This window comes from Amycolatopsis rhizosphaerae (assembly GCF_007713715.1).
GTDB classification, from domain to species: Bacteria; Actinomycetota; Actinomycetes; order Mycobacteriales; family Pseudonocardiaceae; genus Amycolatopsis_E; species Amycolatopsis_E rhizosphaerae.
Genome location: NZ_VJWX01000013.1, coordinates 17,048 through 36,279, shown reverse-complemented (window position 1 = coordinate 36,279; position 19,232 = coordinate 17,048). Strand labels below are relative to the sequence as shown.

The window sequence follows — 19,232 nt, the reverse complement described above, 5'->3', positions numbered from 1 at the left end:
GCCACAGGCCGTTGTCGTTCCGGTTGTGCTGATGACGGCCGCGTTGGCCGCGCTAACGTTGCTCGACGGCCGACCGTGCCGTCCGGTCGCCGCGGCGGTTATGGTGATCGCCGCACCGGCGGGTTTCGCCGGGGCGGGCAGCGCCGTGGCTCATGACAGGCTGGACAGGTAGTTAGATTTATCGATAGTGAACTGGGCTGAATGGGGCAAAGTGGGAGTCCTGACCTTGTGGTCTCCTGGGCGGGCTGCTAGAACAAGTTGGACCACCCCCGGGGACACTTGGAGGTCGTTGGGCCTGGGAGAGAAATATGGTTGCCCGCCCGGGCCTTCGAGAGCGATGTGACCTGTGGGGCGCGTGGCGTGGCGTCGCACCACACGGGATTCGTGTCACGTGTTCCGCTTGTGGAACAGTGGCGGACAATTTGCCGATGGTCGCAGAGAATGCACCAAGGAATACCGCTGACCCTGGTCGCTTTTCGACAGATGTGACAGATGCGTCGGGGCATCCGGCGGGAAAATGTTGTTAATATTTTTCATGATTTGTCGCCGGCCTGCCCGTAAAAACGTTCCGAGTCCTTTTTGGATACCACTCGCCGATTGCTCTCCGTCGCCCTCTGCGACGATCGTGTGAAGTTGGCCGATCTGGTTGAGCAGGGGCAGTTGTTGCTGGTAGGAACGGCTGTATGTGCGGTAGGTGCGAACCGCCTCGACGGATGGGGAATTCGTGCAAGAGTCGATCCGAAACGACGCGCCGTCCACGGTGTCAAAAATATCGTCGTGGCTTCGTCTTCCGCTGCGGATGGCGGATTTCCGGGAACGCGGGTTCCGGGTCGACCGGCCGGCGGCGCGCGCCATTCTCGAAGAACACGCGAGGAATTTTCTGCGTGGATTCAACCTCGCGGCGGCCCATGGGCTCGCGCCGCACGAGGAACTGCACGACCAGGTTCCCGAGGAGGAGCGCGGGTTCGCCTACGAGGGCGCCGGCATGTTCGCCGGCCTCGCGGACCTTCTCACCGCGGGCCGTACGCGTGCCGTGCGCCGGTTGCTGGCGGGGCCGGGGGACGGTTACGTCCACCTGATCAACGTCGGTGCGGGCTGGCTGTTCACGCCGGCGCGGGTGACGGTCGTGCCACGTCTGCCGGAGCAGCCCCTGCTGCGCTGGCTGGCGCTCGACGGCTCCGGGTTCGGGGAGGTCTACTTCGGAGGGCTGAAGGCACTGCGGCGCCGTGCCGCCGCACGGCAGGGGCCGCGCTGGGAGGCCAGGCTCGCCGGCTGCGGCCGGGCGCTGTGGTTCGCGGAATCAGCCGACCCCGACGGCGTCGCGGAGGAGATCGGCCGGATCGCTCCGGCAGCGCGCCCGCACGTGTGGGCCGGCGTCGGCCTGGCCGTCGCCTACGCCGGCGCGGCGGACGACGACGCGCTCGACCGGCTGGCCGAGTTCTCCACCCGGTACCGCGAACACTTCCTGCAGGGCGTTGTGTTCGGCGCGGCTGCCCGGTACCGGTCGGGGACCGTGCCTGCCCACACCCGGCGCGCGACGGGCCGGTTCCTCGGCGCGTCGGCGGAAGACGCGGCCGAGTGGTGCGACACCGCTGCGGCGGACCTGACCGACTCGATGGACGTGCACGCCTACCTGCGGTGGAAGCAGCGGCTGCGGAAACTGGCCGCCGAACGCCTCGGCTCGGACGGCGAGGACTGAACCACATGCGAACCACAGCACGGCAACTGTTCGCCTCCGGGATCATCGTGGCCTTGAGCGCGGCCGCGGGCCTGATGGTCGTCCGGCCCGCCCTGAGCGAGAAGGAGGCCGGGGCGCTCGCGGACAACTACCGGTTCGTCGCGGAACCGGTCAACCCCGGGCCGCCGAATGCCCGCACCCCCCGGGAGGTGGCGCCCGCACTGGGCGGCATCCGGTCCTGGATCTCCTCCGTCGGTGCGGCGGCAGGCCTGTCCGACCTTCGCGGCCTTGGCCGCCCCGCCGACCTGTGCCTGGTCGACCCGCGAGACGACTCCGTGACGTTGCTCCCGGCCCGACCGTCTGAAAAGGACGGTTATGCGCCGGTCCGGCTCGTCCCGGTCGGGCTGCCCTACGACACCACCATGGCCCCGATGGGGTGCGTGCCGGTCGACATCGACGGCAACCTCGACCTCCTCATCGGCAACTACTTCCCGGACGCCTGGCGTGACGCGGAAGGGAGTCACGAGGCGCGGGTCGAGGTGCGACCCGGCCGCTCAACCATTCTGCTCGGCACCGACGGAACGGCGGAAGTGCGATGACCACCACCTCGACACCACCGGGTCTGGACGGCGGCCGGCACGAGGGCGAGGCGCTCGACAGCGGGCCCGTTCCGTCGGCGAGCGCCCGGCCCGGCCCCACACCCGAACAGCGCCGGGTCAAGGCACTGGTGCGGTTCGCGATCTCGATCACCGTCTTCAACATCCTCGGCCACACCGTGCTCGGTTTCGAGCAGGCGCCGATCGCGCCGATCATCGTCATCGCGGTCAGCTACGCGACCGCGCTGGGGTTCGAGGCGCTCGACGCGTGGGCCCGCGGCGTGCGGCCCGCCTACGGCGGCGGCCCGCAGGCGCTGGCGGTCTTCCTGCTGCCCGCGCACATCACCGGCCTCGCCTGCGGCATGTTGTTGTGGGGCAACGCCTCCCTGTGGCCGTACATCTTCGCGGTCGTGGTCGCAAACGGCAGCAAGTACCTCTTTCGGTTGCGGGTCAACGGGAAGCCGCGCCACCTGCTCAACCCGTCGAACACCGGCATCGCGGTCATCCTCGTACTGTTCCCCTGGGTCGGCATCGCCCCGCCCTATCACTTCACCAACCTCACCACCGGCGCGATCGACTGGCTGCTGCCACTCGGCGTCCTGGCGGCGTCCTGGCGGCCGGGTACCTCCTCGTCACCGGGTACGGCCACGCCGACGCTCGCGACCGCGGGGAAGCCGTGAACTCGCCGGCCGGGGTCGCGATCGTCGGGATGGCGTGCCGGTACCCCGACGCCGACTCGCCGGCGAAGCTGTGGGAGACCGTGCTCGGGCGGCGGCGCGGGTTCCGGCGGATTCCGGAATACCGCCTGTCGCGGACCTACCTCGGCGCGGCGGACGACCCCGACCGCACCTACCTCACCCGTGCCGGCCTGCTGCGGGACTGGCGGTTCGACCGCGAGCGCTTCGGGGTGCCCGGCCCGCTGCACCGCGCGGTGGACCACACGCACTGGCTCGCGCTCGAGACGGCGGCCGACGCACTGGTCGACGCCGGGTTCACGGACGGCGGCGGGCTCGACCGGGACCGGGTCGGTGTGCTCTTCGGCAACTCGTTGACCGGCGAGTTCTCCCGGGCCGCGCAGCTGCGGTTGCGGTGGCCGTTCATCCGCCGCGCCGCCGCAGCGGCGCTGGAGGGCGCGGGGATCAACGGCGACAGCGGCGCGCGGGCGCTCACACTCCTGCGCGACTTCGTGTGCGACCCGTTCCCCACACCGGGCGACGAGACGCTCGCCGGCGCGCTGTCGAACACGATCGCCGGCAGGGTGTGCAACCACTTCGACTTCCACGGTTCCGGCTTCACCGTCGACGGGGCGTGCGCATCCAGCCTGCTGTCCGTCATAACGGCCTGCGGTGCGCTGCTCGCCGGCGATCTCGACTTCGCGCTCGCGGGCGGGGTCGACCTCAGCCTCGATCCGTTCGAACTGGTCGGTTTCGCCAGGACCGGCGCGCTCGCGGTCGACGAGATGCGGGTCTACGACCAGTCGCCGACCGGATTCCTCCCCGGCGAGGGCTGCGGTGTCGTGGCACTCATGCGCGCCGAGGAGGCCGAGCGGGCAGGGTTGCGCACCTATGCGGTCCTCACGGGTTGGGGAACCTCGTCCGACGGCTCCGGCGGGCTCATCCGGCCCCGGCCCTACGGGCAGGAGCTGGCCATGACCCGGGCGTACCGGATGGCCGGGGTGGTGCCGGACTCCGTCGAACTCGTCGAAGGCCACGGCACCGGCACGAAGGTCGGTGACGAGGTCGAGCTCACCGCGCTCGCCGCGGTGCGTGGCGACGGCGCGGCCCGGGCGGCGCTCGGCTCGATCAAGGCCAACATCGGCCACACGAAGGCGGCGGCCGGCGTGGCCGGGTTGATCAAGGCCACGTTGGCCGTGCACCACCGCGTGCTGCCGCCCACCACCGGGGTGGAGCGGCCGCACGAGTTGCTGGCCCGTGCCGGCACGCCGCTGCGGGTACTGGACGAGGTGGAACCCTGGCTCACGCCCACACCGCTGGCCTCCGTGTCGTCGACGGGTTTCGGCGGCGTCAACGCCCACGTCGTCCTGCGTGGCCTGCCCGCACGGCCGGCCGGGGAACTGCCGCGGCGGGTGGCCGCGCTCAGCCGACACCTGCCCCGGCACGACATCGTGCTGCTGGACGCGGGCGATTCCGCGGCGTTGGCGGCGCTGGCCGGCGAGTTCGCGGAACTCGCGCCGGTGCTGTCCTCCGCCGAACTGCACGACCTGGCCGCCACCCGGCACGCGTCCCGCCGTGGTGCGGGCGCGGTACGGTGCGCGCTCGTCGCCGACACCCCGGACCGCCTGCACGGCGCGGCCACCGCCGCGCGTGACCACCTGAGGACCTGGGACGGCCGGTTCTTGCTGGACGAAGGTGCGGGTGTGGTGCTCACCTCCGGTCCGGCGCCCCGGGTGGGCCTGCTACTGCCCGGCCAGGCCGCGCCGGTCCGCGCGGCCCTCGGCACGTGGGCCGACGGTCTGGACGTGCCCGCCGCCACCGGCGTGCGGCTCGTGGACGACTCTTGCGACACCGCCGTCGCCCAGCCGGCGATCGTGCGCCAGTCGCTGGCCGCGCTGGCGTGGCTGGACGCATGCGGCTGCCGGCCGGTGGCCGCGACCGGGCACAGCCTCGGCGAGATCAGCGCACTGGTGTGGGCGGGGGCCATCGATCCGGCCGCCGGCCTCCGGCTGGCCGTTGTGCGCGGCCGTGTGATGGCCGAACACGGCCGGACCGGCACCGGCATGGTCGCGATCGGCGTGGACGCGGAGCGGGCCACCGCGCTCACCGAAGGGCTGGACGTGGAGATCGCGGGCTTCAACGGCCCGGCACAGACCACCGTGTCCGGGCTGGTCGCGGACCTCGACCAGCTCGTGCTCCGGGCCCGCGCCCAGGATGTGCCAGCCATCGCGCTGCCCGTGTCGCACGGGTTCCACAGCACGGCGATGACCGGCGTGGTCGAACCATGGCGCGCCGAGCTGGCGGCCGTCTCGTTCTCCCCGGTCGGACGGCCCGTGTTCTCGACGGTCACCGGCCGCGTCCTGACCTCGAACACCGACCTGAGGGCACTGTTTGGCGGCCAGATGACCAGCCCGGTGCGCTTCGAGGAGGCGACGCGTGAGGTCGCGCGGCGCTGCGACCTCCTGGTGGAGGCAGGCCCCGGCACGACACTGACCGACCTGGCCCGTGTCATCGTGCCGGAGGTACCGGTGTTCTCACTCGACAGCGGGCACCCGCGGCGCCACGCCGTGGCCACGGCCGCCCTCGCCGCCTCCGGCGCGGGCGACCTGGACGCGTGGTTCGCGGGACGTGTGACGCGCCCACTCGACGTCGGCACCACGATCGAGCTGCTGGCCAGCCCGTGCGAGACCGGTCCGGCCGCCGCGCGGCCGCCGGAGCCGGACGTGCCGCCGCGGGCGAGCGCACCCATCGAGCCCGTCGTGGCGGACCAACGGGACGCCGGCGGGATCGCGCCGCTGGAGGTCGTGCGGGCGCACCTGAGCCGCACGCTGGAGCTGCCGCCCTCGGCCATCCGCGCGGAGAGCACGCTGCTGGCCGACCTGCACCTGAACTCACTGCAGGTCGTGCAGGTGGTCGCGGCCATCGCCGGCGTGCTCGATCGCAAGCCGCCAGGACCCGAACTGTCCGTTGTGGACGCCACGGTGGCCGACATCGCCGAGTTGCTGGCGACCCGGCCACCCGCCGCGGCGCGGGAGCCGGCCGATCCGCCCGCTGGGCTGGCCGACTGGGTCCGCGCCTTCGAACACAGATGGGTACCGGCCGAGCCGGTGGGCCCGGTGCCCGAGCCCGGCGAGTGGACCGTCGACGCCCCGGCCGGTCACTGGCTGCACAGCAACGCCCTGCCCGGTAGCGGTCTCGCCGTCTGGCTCGAGGACACCGCCCCGGAGGAGGTCGCGCGGGTACTGGCGCTGGTCGCGAGGACCCGTCCGCAACGGTTGCTGGTCGCCCACTCCGGCCATCCGGCGGCAGCCGCCATCGGGCGGAGCGCGGCCGTCGAACTGGGCGGCTGCGCGGTCACGGTCGTCGATTCCACTGTGGACACGCTGGACCCGCGGCTGGTCGTGGACGGTGGCTACCAGGAACTGCGGGTGACCTCGGACGGGGTCGAGCGGATCACCACCCACGTGCTTCGGCCGGGACCGGACACCGAACTGCCGCTCGCCGAGGGCGACGTGTGCCTGGTGACCGGCGGCGCCGACGGCATCACCGCACTGTGTGGCGCCGCGCTGGCCCGCCGTACCGGTTGCACGCTGGTGCTGCTGGGCCGATCGGCGCCCGACACGTCCCGGGTCACCGGGGCACTCGACGCGTTCGGGGTACCCGCGCACTACGTCCAGGCCGACGTCACCGACCCGGACGACGTGGCCCGCGCGGTCAGCGCGGCCGGCGTGCTGGGCCCGGTCCGCGGGCTCCTGCACGGCGCCGGGGTCAACACACCGCAACGGATGGACGCCGTGACCTCGGAGACACTCCGGCGGACCCTTGCTCCGAAGGTGACGGGCCTCCGCCTGCTCCTGGATGCCGCGCCCAGGCTGCGGCTCGTGGTCGGCTTCGGGTCGATCATCGGCAGGCGGGGCCTGCCTGGCGAGGCTGAGTACTGCGTGGCCAACGACTGGCTGCGCACGGAACTGGAACGCGCTCCCGTCGTGCCGGGCCGCCGGTACTTCTACCTGGAGTGGTCGCTGTGGGCGGGGGCCGGGATGGGGGAGCGCATGGGCGTGGTCGATGACCTCGCCGCCGCCGGCATCACCCCCATCGACCCGGACACCGGACCGGACGCGATGCTGCGGGTGCTCACCGACCGGCACGCGCCGGTCACGGTCCTGCTCACCGGCCGGTTCCCTGCGGGGCCGACGCTCGCGGTGGGCGGGCACGTGCTGGAGCCATTGCGGTTCACCGAGGATCTGCCGGTGCGGGTCCCGGGCGTCGAGGCCGGGGCGGTGGCCTCGCTGTCCCTTGGCGACGATCCCTACCTGGACGAACACCGCGTCGACGGGGTGCCGGTGCTGCCTGCCGTGCTCGGGCTGGAGGCCATGGCCCAGGCGGCCGAGGCGGCCGAGGCGGTTGCGGACCACTCCCGGCGCGGCTGGTCGTTCGCCGACATCAACCTGCACAGCCCGGTCGTCGTCGGGGAACGCGGCTCCCGCACCGTGCGGGTCCTGGCACTGACCGACGACGGGGTCGGAGTTCGGGTCGCCCTGCGTGACGATTCGGACGGCTTCGTCGCCGACCGGTTCACCGCCGCGGTCCACGAAGCAGCCGCGCCGCCCGCGTCGACCGTGCCCCTCGACGGGTTCGAGCCGGACGACGACCGGCCGCACCCGTTCTACGGGCCGCTGCTGTTCCACACCGGCCGGTTTCGTCGCCTGCTCGCCTACGACAGCCTCTCGGCATTCGAGGTGCGGGCCCGGGTCAGGGCCGAGCCCGGTGAGAGGTGGTTCTCCGACTTCCACCACCAGCGCCTGCTGCTCGGCGATCCCGGTGCGCATGACGCGGCACTGCACGTGTTGCTCGCGTGCGTGCCGCACCGGCGTGCGTTGCCGGTCGGTGCGGACCGGTTCACCGTGTGGCGCCAGCCGAGCGGGGTACTGCGGGTGCACGCCGTCGAGCGCTCGCACACCGTCGACGACTACGTGTTCGACGTGGACGTGGTGAACGCGGTCGGCGACGCGGTCGCCCGCTGGGACGGGCTGCGGCTGCGGGCGATCGGCCCGGTCGGCTGGGACGAGCCGATGCCGGTCTCGCTCGTCGGCCCCTTGTTCAGCCGCCGTCTGATCGAGCTGGACGTGGCGCAGCGGGTCGAACTGGTCGTAGCCGCCGCGGAAGCGGACGGCAGCCGGCGGGACGGCTGGGTGACCGTGGACGGACCAGGGCACGTGCTGCTCGGTCGTGCGGACCGGCCGATCGGCCTCGCGTGGGGCTCGGCCGGCCTCGCGCTCGCCAGCGGGGCCGACGGGGAGGTGATCGCCGAGCTGGCGCGCAAGCTCGACGAACCCGTCGAGGTCGCGGCCGGACGGATCGCCGCGGGCCGTACCGCGCTGACCCGGCTCGGAGTCGGCGCAGCGGCACCGCTGGAAGTGAACGAGGTCACCGATGACCGCCTCGCGGTGTTGTCCGGCGAAGGCGTGGCCGTGGTCGTGGCCAGGCCGCGGGTCGCGGGACTGGGCGAACCGATCGTCGCGATCGCCGCGGGGAGGGGGCGACATGCGTGAGTACGTGGTCCGCCACCGGGTGATGTTCGACGAGACCAATGTGGTCGGCAACGTCTACTTCGCCCACTACCTGCACTGGCAGGGGCACTGCCGGGAGGCGTTCCTCGCCGACCACGCGCCCGGCGTGCTGCACGACGTGTGCGCGGGCGAACTGGTCATGGTGACCGTGTCCTGCTCGATGGAGTACTTCGCCGAAGTGTTCGCGCTCGACGTGATCGAGATCGGCATGACCCTCAGTGGTTCGCGGGGCAACCGCGTCGAGATGGACTACGAGTTCCGGCGCGAGGGCCGGCTTGTCGCCCGTGGCCAGCAGGCCGTGTCGTGCCTGCGCCGCACCGAGAACGGTGTGCTGCCCATCCGTGTCCCCGACGAACTGTCCCGGGCACTGTCCTCCTACGGCGTGAAGGCGACGACATGAGCCACCCGCTTGTCCCGCCGCGGGTCGAACCGCACCCGATCCACGACGCGATCGTCTACGACCGCGCGGCGAGGAGTCGACGACCATGACCGACGATGATCGTGAGTTCTGCGCACTGGTCGCCGGCCTCGACGTGGTGGGTGACCCGTGGACCGTGCTGGTGGTTCGGGAACTCCTCGTGGCACCGGCCGACGAGGACGAGTTACTCGACGGCGTCCCGGGTCTCGACCGCGCACTGCTTCGGGAGAAGCTCGACCGGCTGTGCGAAAACGGTCTCGTGGAGCGAGACAGGGAGTACCGCCTGACTCCTCTCGGTCTCCGCCTGCGCGGCCCGCTGGCCATGCTGGCGAGGTGGGGACGGCTCAATTTCAGGTGACGGCGTGGAGTCGGCGCCGACGGACCCGGCGCGGTACCACGTGAGACCGATCGAGGAGGAACCTCCATGACGCACATCGCGGACCACGACGTCGCGGGCGGGGCACTGCCCGCGTCGGTGCGCGACGACTTCCCGATCTTCGCCACGCGCCCCGGTGCCTACCTGGACAACGCCGCCACCACACACAAGCCCCGGCAGGTGCTGGATGCGATCGTCGGCTACTACTCCTCGGCCAACAGCAACGTCGGCCGTGGCTACCACACGCTCGGCCGTCTCTCCACCGATCTCTACGAAGAGGCGCGGGCCTGCGTCGCGCAGGCCCTTCACGTCGCCAAGCCGGAGGAGGTCGTGTTCACCGCCGGGACCACCGACTCGGTCAACCTCGTGGTCGACGGGCTCGGCCGCCGTCTCGTCGGCCCCGGCGACGCCGTGCTGGTGACCGGCATGGAGCACAACAGCAACCTGCTGCCGTGGCGCAGGCTCGCCGAGGAGACGGGGGCGCGCCTGCTGGTGGCGCCCACCGACGGCCGGGGCCGAGTGGATCGCGAGGCGTTCGCCGCGCTGCTCGGGCCACGCGTGAAGCTGGTCGCGATCTCGCACGTGTCCAACGTGCTCGGCACCGTCAACCCGGTGCGAGAACTGATCGCCGACGCCCACGGGAACGGCGTGCCGGCACTGGTCGACGGAGCGCAGGCGATTCCGCACCACCCCGTCGACGTCCAGGCACTCGACGCCGACTTCTACTGCTTCTCCGCCCACAAGATCTACGGCCCCATGGGCACGGGCGTCCTGTACGGCAGAAGCGACCTTCTCGCGGACCTGCGGCCCACCCGGGTCGGCGGCGGAACGGTCAAGGGCGTCAGCGCCACCGAGCCGGTCCGGTACGTGCCGGTGCCGCACCGCCTCGAAGCAGGCACCCCGAACGTCGCGGGTGCCATCGGGCTGGCCGCCGCCCTTCGCTACGTCGACGGGCTGGGGCGGGCGGCGGTGCGGGCCCATGACGAGGATCTGGTGCGGTTCGCGGTTCGGCGGTTGTCGGGCCTGCCCCGCGTGCGGGTGGTCGGTGCGCCGGAGGAGAACCCGAGCGGCATCGTGTCGTTCGTCGTCGACGGCATCCACCCCTACGATGTCGGCGGCCACCTCGACCAGCACGATGTCGCGGTCCGCGCGGGTGTGCACTGCGCCAGCACCTTCCTCGACACCCTCGACCTCGTCGGCACCGTGCGCCTGTCGTTCGGCGTTTACAACACCCGCGACGACGTCGACGCGGTGGCGCGGGCACTCCGGACCGTGCGCCCCGGATTCTGGACGACCGAGCACCCGGCCACTCGGTTCCTCTGACCGTCCGACGCTCGCACGAACAGGAGAAGGCATGGCACCCACGACCGACGAGCTGGACCGCATCAGGGCCGAGCAGACCGCCGTCTGGAACGCCGTCAGCGAGGGCTGGTCGCGCTGGTCCGCCGACTTCGAACGTGCCGCCTCGGCAGTCTCCGAACTACTGATCCGCATGGGCGGGGTGCGGCCGGGACACTCCGTGCTCGACTTCGGCACCGGGCTCGGCGACCCGGCGCTGACGGCCGCGGACGTGACCGGCCCGACCGGCCGGGTGGTCGGCGTGGACCTGTCACCCGCGATGATCGAGCTGGCCAGAACCCGCGCCGCCGGACGGGACGGCGTGGAGTTCGTGGTCGGGGACGCCGACGCCGCACCCGGTGGGCAGGACGTCGTGCTCAGCCGGTGGGCGCTGCCGTTGACCGGAGACCCGGAGGCCACGGCGCGCGCACTGCGCGCCGCACTTGTGCCCGGCGGGGTGCTGGCCGCCGCCGTATGGGGCCGGCCCCCGTCCGTGCCGATGATCGCCCTCGGCTTCGCCACCGTAGCGGATCACCTCGCCCTCGACCCGCCACCGCCCGGCGGTCCTGGCCCGTTCGCGCTGGCGGACCCGGCGGTGCTGCGGGACACCGTCGCCGCGGCCGGGTTCCGCGACGTAGAGGTCACCGAGCACGTCGTGGGCTTCACACTGGACTCGCCGGACGCGTTCGCCCGCTTCACCCTCGACGTGCTGCCGCCCCGGTTACGGCGCCTGGCCGACAGCGTCCCGAAGGGCGTGCGGCGGGCGCTCGAAGAGGCCGCCGAGCGCCGCCTCACCCCGGCCGGTGAGGTGGACCTGACCTCGGTGTGCCGGTGCGTGCGGGCGGTTGCGTGATGAGGTTCGACACCCGTCTCGTACACGCCGGCCACGAACTCGCCGAGGGCACCGGTGACGTCGTCCCGCCCCTGCATCTCGCGAGCACCTATGCGCACGGCGTGCAGGATCCGCCCGCGTACTTCTACGCGCGGGGCGAAAATCCGACCAGGGAGGCGCTGGAGAGAGCGCTGGCGGCGCTGGAGGACGTCCGGTTCGCCACGGTGTTCGCTTCAGGGCAGGCCGCGGGCGCCACCGCACTGGCGACCTTGGCAGGCGCGGGGCGGGTCATCGTCTCCGACGACGTCTACGGCGGCACGTACGCCCTGCTCACATCCTCCCGTCTGGACGTGCGGCCGGTCGACCTCGCCGATCCCGCCGCGGTCGCCGATGCCTTCGCCGACCCGTGGGCGGCGGAGGCGCTGGTGTGGGTCGAGACGCCGACGAACCCGATGCTCAAGGTCGCCGACCTCGCCGAGGTGTGCCGCCGCGCCCACGCGAGGGGTTGCCTGGTGCTGGTCGACAACACGCTCGCCGGGCCTGCGCTCCAGCAGCCGCTGCGATGGGGTGCGGACGTAACGCTCTGCAGCACCACGAAGTCCGTCGCCGGGCACCTCGACGTGCTCGGCGGCGCGCTCGTGCACGACCGCGCCGACCTGCACGACCTGTTCACCACGCATCGCACGACGACCGGCAGCGTGCCGAGCCCGTTCGACAGTTTCCTGGTCCATCGCGGACTGAAGACGCTCTCGTTGCGGACCGCCCGGCAGGTCGAGACCGCGGGCAAGCTCGCGTCGGCGCTGCGGGAGTCACCGCACGTCGCCGAGGTGCGCTACCCAGGCCTGCCCGGCCACCCCGGGCACGAGGTGGCCGCACGTCAGATGAGCGGGTTCGGCTCGGTCGTCGCGTTCCGTTACCGCGCGGACGTGGCGGGGCTGTTGCGCCGCAGCCGCTACTTCGCCGACGCCGTGAGTCTCGGTGGTGTGCGCTCGCTCGCTCAGTGCCCGGCGACGACGACCCACCGGCCCATACCGCCGGACGTGCGGCTGCGGCTGGGGATCACCGACGACCTCGTGCGGTTGTCCGTCGGCATCGAGGACCCGGAGGACCTGCTGGAGGACCTCCTGCAAGCGCTGAGCCCGTCGTGAAACGTCGTACCACGAGATGACTTCGAGGGGCGTTCGGGCAACCGCACCGACCCGTCTTGATCAGGAATGGCTGATCGTTTCCGCCGGCGGCTACCATGCTCCGGGGAAGCGAGGTGGGGTGTTGGCGTCCTCGAAGCGCGACTACGGCCAGTTCTGCGGGCTCGCCGGCGCGCTGAACGTGATCGGCGAGCGGTGGACCCTGCTGGTGGTGCGCGAGCTGCTCATCGGTCCCACCCGGTTCAACGATCTGCACGACAACCTGCCGGGCATGGGGCCCAATCTGCTGACTGAACGCCTGCGCACGCTGATCGACCTCGGGGTCGTGACACAGAGACCGGTGCCGGGGGACGGGCGAGCCCGCCAATACGTGCTCACCGAGGTGGGGGAGCAGCTTCGCCAGCCGGTGCTGGCGCTCGCCCGCTGGGGTCTGCGGTTCCTCGGCGAGGAGGACAGCACGGGCGCCACCCGTGCGGCGTGGGGGTTTCTGGCGGTGCAGTCGATGATCTCCCCGGACACGGTGCCGGACGTGTCGGAGGTCTATCAGTTCCGTGTGGCCGAGGAAGTGTTCAGCATCGCCGTGCGCGACGGCGAGGTCGCCTTCAGCCGGGGACCGGTGGCGGACCCGGACCTGACCGTCGAGTGCGACACGGACACGTTCATCCGTATCGGGGCCGGGATGATGTCTCCGTTCCAGGCGATCACCACGGGCGCGGTGAAGATCATCGGGGCACCGGCGGCGGCCGAGCGCATCACGAAAATGCTCGGGCTGTCCTGACCGCTCAGCCGACTCCCGTGCGGCGGCCCGCTGCCTGACGCGCCCACAGAACCGGCTCTGCCACCCAAATAGAGTAAGTATGCGATAGCGAGTCCCTGCTCGTGCGGACCCTCGGCCGGGATGATGTCGCCGTATCCATGGGGGCCACCAGCGCGAAAATCCGGCAACTGGTCGCCGACCCGGCGCAGCCCGGTGCGGTTCGGGTGACATCGCTATAGGCTCACACAGCGACGTCGCTATACGGCACTGCAGCGACTGACGAGGCCCGAGAGATTTAGTGTGGTCTTATATAGGCCAGTTCTGATATGGTTCGCTCCAACGTTCGGTGTGACGGCGCCGACACGACTTCGGATGGAGAGATATGAGCAGTGGCAGCGAGAGCAAGCATCCGGTGGATCTGACCGAACGCGAGCTGGGACGGCGCACGATCGGTGCGGGTGACGCGCACTCCGCGATCATGCGTCGCGTCTACCCGGCCCCGATCGAGGAGGTCTGGTCCGCCATCACCGACCCGAACCGCATCAACAGGTTCTTCCTCCCGGTGACCGGTGACCTCCGCGAGGGGGGCTCCTTCTCGATCGAGATGAACGCGGATGGCGAGATCCTGAAGTGCGAAGCACCGCATCTCCTCCGCCTGACCTGGTCGTTTGAAGGTGCGGTTCCGGACGAGGTCGAGATCCGGCTCAAGGAGGTCGAGGGCGGAACCCAGCTGGAACTCGAGCACGCCTCGGTGCGAGAGGCGCTCGTGTCCAGCGATCCCAGGACCGGTGACTACGGAGTCGGTGCCGGCTGGGAAGCCCCGCTCAAATACCTGGGCAAGTACCTCGCGGGCGAGCTTCCGGACAAGCCGTCGCTCGAGTGGTACGAACCAACGGAAGAGGATGCCGCGCTCAGCCGCGACGCCGGAATGGCCTGGTCGCAGGTCATCGAGGTCGCTTACGTTCGGCTGCTCAGGCAGGGTTCCTGAGCCAGGGGCTGCCTGTGCTGCCAGGTGCTGGTTCGGTGTGCACCGCGCCATTGCCCGACAGTAGCGCTTGGGGGCGTCTTGATGAGCGATTCCCTGTCACCGCGGGATAGCCGTGTGGCGTTCGACCATGCGGCCGAGGATTGGCTCGCCTGGCAGCAAACGCCGTGGGCACGCGTGTACTACGCCCTGGTCCGGCGAATCCTGTCCACGCTGCCGGACACGCCGGGACGAAGCCGCGACGTGCTCGACGTGCTCGACGTGGGCGGCGCGAACGGCGTCGACTCACTGCCGTTCCTCGAGGCCGGCCACCGGGTGACGATTATCGACAGCTCCTCGGTTCTGCTGTCGGAGGCCGTTGCGGCGGCCGAGCGGGGCGGCCTGGATCGCGACCGGCTCCGGGTCGAGTACCGGGACCTCGACGACCGTCCCCTGCCGCCCCCCACCGGCTCCGCCGGCTGGGATCTTGTGCTGTGCCACAACGTCCTGCACTACCGGGACGACCCGGCGGAGCTGGTCGGCCGGCTCGTCGCCGCGACGCGCCCCGGCGGAACGCTGTCGCTCATCGCGCCCAATCCCGCGATGGACGTCCTCGCCGCGGCAGTCCGTGACGGCAACCCTGGGCAGGGACTGGCGCTGCTCGATGCGCCGACCCGTCGTTCGGTCACGGTCGGCGCGATGATGCATCGGCTGGAGAGGGCGGACGTCGAGGCCGGCGTACGGGCCGCCGGGGCGGCGGTGACCGGTCGGTTCGGACTCCGGACGGTGATCGACCTCGTGTCCGACGACGATCTGAAACGCGATCCGGAGTGGCTGCGCCGGACGACGGAACTCGAACTGGCCCTGTGCGCTCGCGTCCCGTACCGCGACATCGCGCGGTTCTGGCAGCTGATCTGCCGCAGGCGGGACTGAACGTGGAGTGCGAAATCCGGAGGCGCCACTGGACGAATCCTCACCCGCTGCGGGGCGAGAGCAGCTTCGGCCCGCGTGTACGGCACCGAAAATTCGCTCATGATTGGTGAAGTTATGTGGCCAGACTTGGCGGCGACCACCATCGACGACAGGGGCACGGCATGAACGCAACCATCAGCGCGTCCGGGCTCGTGAAGCGCTACGGCGGCGTCGTCGCGCTTGACGGTCTCGACCTGGAAGTCCAGAAAGGCACCGTGCTCGGGCTGCTCGGCCCCAACGGCGCAGGCAAGACGACCGCCGTCCGCATCCTGACGACCTTGCTCGAACCCGACGAAGGCGAGGTGATGATCGCGGGCGTCGACATCCGCACCGAACCGGGGCGAGCACGCGAGCGCATCGGCCTGTCGGGACAGAACGCGGCCGTCGACGAGTACCTGACCGGCAACGAGAACCTGTACATAGTCGGACGGCTGTACGGCCTCGGCGCGGCGGACTCCCGTGCACGGGCACGCGCGCTGATCGACGAGTTCGCACTCACCGACGCAGGCGACCGGCCCGTCAAGACCTACTCCGGCGGCATGCGCAGGCGCTTGGACCTCGCGGCGGCCATCGTGGCGGAGCCAATGGTGTTGTTCCTCGACGAACCCACCACCGGCCTGGATCCCAACAGCCGCAACATGTTGTGGGACAGGATCCGCAGACTGGTCGAGGGCGGCTCCACCGTGCTGCTCACGACCCAGTACATGGAGGAGGCCGACCAGCTGGCCGATGACGTCGTGGTGATCGCGGACGGCCGGGAAATCGCCCACGGCACGCCGGACGAGCTCAAGCGGACGGTCGGCGGTGATCGTGTCGAACTCGTCGTCGAGCGCAGCGGTGACCTCGAGGCCGCCGAGCAGGTACTGCGGAGGACCGGTCTCGACGCGGTCCGCGTGGACCGCGACACGCGGCGGCTGACCGCTCCAGGCTCCGGGGGGCCCGAGATGTTGTCGAACCTGTTGCGATCGCTGGCCGAAGCCCAGGTGTCGCTACACGACGTGTCGCTGCGGCGTCCCACCCTCGACGACGTGTTCCTGACCCTCACCGGGCACGGTACCGCGACGTCCGGCGACGAGCCGACCGCCGATCGAACCAAGCAGGAGGTCAAGTCGTGACCGCGGCAGTCAAGGCCATCTCCGACGGCGCCATCATCGCCAAACGCAACCTGATCAAGGTCAAGCGCTCGCCCGAGATCATCGTCATGATGCTGATCTCGCCGTTCATGTTCATCCTGCTGTTCGCGTTCGTGTTCGGCAACGTCATCCACATCCCCGGCGGCAACTATCGCGAGTACCTGCTCGGCGGGATCTTCGCGCAGACCATCATGTTCGGCGCCACCTTCACCGGTCTCGGCGTCGCCGAGGACGTGCAGAAGGGTGTGATCGACCGGTACCGGTCGTTACCGGCGTCCCGGTCGGCGGTGCTGGTGGGCCGTACGACCAGCGACATCGTTCCCAACGCGCTGTCGATCGGCGTCATGATGCTCACGGGCCTGCTGGTCGGGTGGCGGATCCGGTCCTCGTTCCTCGAGGCGGTGCTGGGCGTGCTGCTCGTGCTCCTGTTCGCCTACGCCTTTTCCTGGGTGATGGCCTACTTCGGCCTGCTCGTGCCCAGCGTCGAGGTCTTCAACAGCGCGACGGCCGTCATCGTCTTCCCGCTGACGCTTCTGGCGACCACGTTCGTGCCTGCCGAACCGTTGCCGGCGGTCGTGCGGACCTTCGCCGAATGGAACCCGGTCTCGGCCATAGCGCAGGCAACCCGGGAGTTGTTCGGCAACATCAGCGCGGCCACACCGGTCCCGGAGGCGTGGCCACTGCGCGAGCCGGTGGTGTACAGCCTGCTGTGGGTCGCGGGCATACTGCTCGTCTTCGTGCCGCTGGCCGTGCGGCAGTACGGCCGGACGACCAATCGCTGACCGAGCGGCGGGCGGGGCGAGCGCGAGTCGTCCCGCCCGCCCGCGAGAGTGGCACTCGCTGCCGTATTGGTATATATTTTGAAAGTATGATTACGGCGCTGCTCCTCACCGGACCCCACGCCGGCAATGTGTACCCGACCCTCTCGCTCGTCGGCGAGCTCACCCGCAGGGGGCACCGGGTCGTGCACCTCACGACCAAGGAGTTCGCCGACGCCACAACCTCGTTCGGGGCGTCGGTACTGACCTACGAGTCGGCAGTCGCGGGCCTGGACCCGGCCGAGGTGTTCGGCGCCGGCGATCCCGTACTGCCGCATCTTCTGTATCTGAAGGAAAACCTGCGGATACAGCGGGCAGCCGAGGCGGCATTCGACGCGGCCCCGCCGGACGTGATCCTCTACGAGGACGCGCCGTTCATCGCCGGGCGGCTGTTGGCCCGCCGGTGGAACCGCGAGGCGGTGCGGCTCAGCGTCGGCTTCGCGACCAACGACCACTATTCGTACTACCAGGAAATGGTCGATGCCTCAGGAATTCCCGGCCCGCTCACGTTCGAGCGCTTCCGTGCGGAACTGGCGGACGTCCTCCAGGCCCGGGACATGCGGCCGGAACTCGAGGAGTTCTGGTATGGCATCGCGGACCTCAACCTGGTCTTCATCCCACGGGCCTTCCAGTTCGCCGGAGACACCTTCGACGACCGTTTCGTCTTCGTCGGGCCGGCGCTGGAAGACCGGGGCGACCGTTGGACACCTCCGGCGGACCGGCCGGTGCTGCTGATCTCGTTGGGTACCAGCTTCAACGACCATCCGGAGTGGTTCCGGACCTGTCTGCGGGCCTTCGCGAACACCCGCTGGCATGTCGTCATGACACTGGGCAGCCGCGTCGAACCCGGCGCGCTGGGAACGCTGCCGGACAACGTCGAGGCACACAGCTGGCTGTCCCACTTCGCCGTCCTTGAGCACGCACAGCTCTGCGTCACGCATGGCGGGATGGGAACCGTTATGCAGTCGCTCCACTGGGGTAGGCCGATGGTGACCGTTCCGCACTACGCGTTCGAGGTCGAGCCCATGGCGCGACGGGTCGGGGAACTGGGGCTGGGACGCTCTCTCGCGCCCGATCGATTCGATGCGACTTCGCTGCGCGACACCGTGGAGGAACTGGCCCGGGACACCGACACTCTCGCGAGGGTTCAGGACATGCAGCGCCACATCCGTGGCGCAGGCGGCGCCGTCCGGGCCGCCGACGCGGTACTCGCGCGACTCGGCCGCTCGGCGAGTAACCGACCCGACATGACAATCGCTACGTGATCTGTGACTATCGTCGCCGCAGGACCCGTCGATATCTAGAGGGGATGAACCAATGAGTATCAACGACTGGATTGCGGCGACCACGCGTGATGTGCGGCCCCGATCGGTTTCGGGTGGTGCGGGATACGCCGCGGTGGTACGGCGCACGTATGACGCGAGTGTCGAGGAGGTGTGGGACGCGATCACCTCGCCGGAACGGATCGAGCGGTGGTTCCTGCCGGTGTCCGGGGACCTGGAGAAGGGCGGCAGGTTCCAGTTGGAGGGCCACGCCGGAGGCGAGATCCTGGAGTGCGACCGGCCGAGTCGGTTGCATCTGACGTGGGTGGCGGAGGGCCACCCGGCCCAGGAGCTCGTGGTAACCCTTACGCCTGAAGGCGATGCCCGCACCACGCTGGAGCTGGAGCACGCGGGACCCGGTGAGGGCGACGACGCGGTCGCGCACGTGTTGGCCGTTGGTGTGGGGTGGGATCCCGCGCTGGTCGGCTTCGGCCAGTACCTCGCCGGCGAACCCATGGACAAGCAGTGGTGGTTCGAGTCGGAGGAGGCCATGGAGTTCACCAGGTTGTCGGTTCACGCCTGGGCCGCCACACTCGGCGAACGACAGGTCGCCCCTTCCGCCGCGGTGGCCAGGGCCGCCGAGGAGACGCTCAAGTTCTACACCCCCGAATAGCCGGCGGGCCCCGAATCCGATTCCGC

General features: G+C 70.6%; 17 protein-coding genes. 16 read left to right on the top strand and 1 reads right to left on the bottom strand.

Annotated features, from left to right (window positions below; genetic code table 11):
• Nucleotides 1-387: 387 nt before the first annotated feature.
• Nucleotides 388-759, bottom strand: a complete 372-nt coding sequence (locus FNH05_RS37780) for a hypothetical protein (protein ID WP_186382347.1) — start codon at nt 757-759, stop codon at nt 388-390.
• Nucleotides 760-799: 40 nt separating this feature from the next.
• Here FNH05_RS37780 and FNH05_RS02920 point away from each other — a divergent pair, with 40 nt between their 5' ends.
• The 16 genes from FNH05_RS02920 (at nt 800) to FNH05_RS02845 (ending at nt 19,206) form a co-directional block, all read left to right on the top strand.
• Complete coding sequence (locus tag FNH05_RS02920; protein WP_186382346.1) at nt 800-1,699, top strand: DUF1702 family protein; 900 nt, start codon at nt 800-802, stop codon at nt 1,697-1,699.
• Between the two features lie 5 nt (nt 1,700-1,704).
• Nucleotides 1,705-2,277, top strand: coding sequence for a hypothetical protein (locus FNH05_RS02915; RefSeq protein WP_144585689.1), 573 nt, complete (start codon nt 1,705-1,707; stop codon nt 2,275-2,277).
• The gene (locus FNH05_RS02910) at nt 2,274-2,954 is read left to right on the top strand and encodes a hypothetical protein (protein ID WP_186382345.1); all 681 of its coding nucleotides are present in this window, start codon (nt 2,274-2,276) and stop codon (nt 2,952-2,954) included. Before FNH05_RS02915 ends, FNH05_RS02910 begins: the two co-directional genes overlap by 4 nt.
• Nucleotides 2,951-8,500 carry a type I polyketide synthase gene (locus FNH05_RS02905; protein WP_144585688.1) on the top strand — a complete coding sequence of 1,850 codons (5,550 nt, stop codon included), beginning with the start codon at nt 2,951-2,953 and terminating at the stop codon, nt 8,498-8,500. Before FNH05_RS02910 ends, FNH05_RS02905 begins: the two co-directional genes overlap by 4 nt.
• Nucleotides 8,493-8,918 (top strand): acyl-CoA thioesterase, encoded by a 426-nt coding sequence (locus tag FNH05_RS02900; protein WP_144585687.1) that lies wholly within the window; start codon nt 8,493-8,495, stop codon nt 8,916-8,918. Before FNH05_RS02905 ends, FNH05_RS02900 begins: the two co-directional genes overlap by 8 nt.
• Before the next feature lie 85 nt (nt 8,919-9,003).
• The gene (locus tag FNH05_RS02895) at nt 9,004-9,294 is read left to right on the top strand and encodes a winged helix-turn-helix transcriptional regulator (protein ID WP_144585686.1); all 291 of its coding nucleotides are present in this window, start codon (nt 9,004-9,006) and stop codon (nt 9,292-9,294) included.
• 66 nt (nt 9,295-9,360) lie between these two features.
• Complete coding sequence (locus FNH05_RS02890; protein WP_144585685.1) at nt 9,361-10,635, top strand: aminotransferase class V-fold PLP-dependent enzyme; 1,275 nt, start codon at nt 9,361-9,363, stop codon at nt 10,633-10,635.
• A 31-nt stretch (nt 10,636-10,666) separates the two neighbouring features.
• A complete protein-coding gene (locus FNH05_RS02885) occupies nt 10,667-11,503 on the top strand; it encodes a class I SAM-dependent methyltransferase (RefSeq protein ID WP_144585684.1) in 837 nt (278 codons plus the stop codon).
• Complete coding sequence (locus tag FNH05_RS02880; protein WP_144585683.1) at nt 11,503-12,630, top strand: trans-sulfuration enzyme family protein; 1,128 nt, start codon at nt 11,503-11,505, stop codon at nt 12,628-12,630. Before FNH05_RS02885 ends, FNH05_RS02880 begins: the two co-directional genes overlap by 1 nt.
• A gap of 121 nt (nt 12,631-12,751) precedes the next feature.
• Nucleotides 12,752-13,405, top strand: a complete 654-nt coding sequence (locus FNH05_RS02875) for a winged helix-turn-helix transcriptional regulator (protein WP_246127476.1) — start codon at nt 12,752-12,754, stop codon at nt 13,403-13,405.
• Between the two features lie 361 nt (nt 13,406-13,766).
• Entirely contained in the window at nt 13,767-14,372 is a 606-nt protein-coding gene (locus FNH05_RS02870) for an SRPBCC family protein (protein WP_144585681.1), read from the top strand.
• A gap of 114 nt (nt 14,373-14,486) precedes the next feature.
• The gene (locus FNH05_RS02865) at nt 14,487-15,281 is read left to right on the top strand and encodes a class I SAM-dependent methyltransferase (protein WP_186382344.1); all 795 of its coding nucleotides are present in this window, start codon (nt 14,487-14,489) and stop codon (nt 15,279-15,281) included.
• A 161-nt stretch (nt 15,282-15,442) separates the two neighbouring features.
• Entirely contained in the window at nt 15,443-16,435 is a 993-nt protein-coding gene (locus FNH05_RS02860; RefSeq protein ID WP_144585679.1) for an ATP-binding cassette domain-containing protein, read from the top strand.
• Nucleotides 16,432-17,235 carry an ABC transporter permease gene (locus FNH05_RS02855; protein WP_144585678.1) on the top strand — a complete coding sequence of 268 codons (804 nt, stop codon included), beginning with the start codon at nt 16,432-16,434 and terminating at the stop codon, nt 17,233-17,235. Before FNH05_RS02860 ends, FNH05_RS02855 begins: the two co-directional genes overlap by 4 nt.
• An 86-nt stretch (nt 17,236-17,321) precedes the next feature.
• Nucleotides 17,322-18,536, top strand: a complete 1,215-nt coding sequence (locus FNH05_RS02850) for a macrolide family glycosyltransferase (protein WP_144585677.1) — start codon at nt 17,322-17,324, stop codon at nt 18,534-18,536.
• Nucleotides 18,537-18,588: 52 nt separating this feature from the next.
• Nucleotides 18,589-19,206, top strand: a complete 618-nt coding sequence (locus FNH05_RS02845; RefSeq protein WP_144585676.1) for an SRPBCC family protein — start codon at nt 18,589-18,591, stop codon at nt 19,204-19,206.
• Nucleotides 19,207-19,232 lie beyond the last annotated feature (26 nt).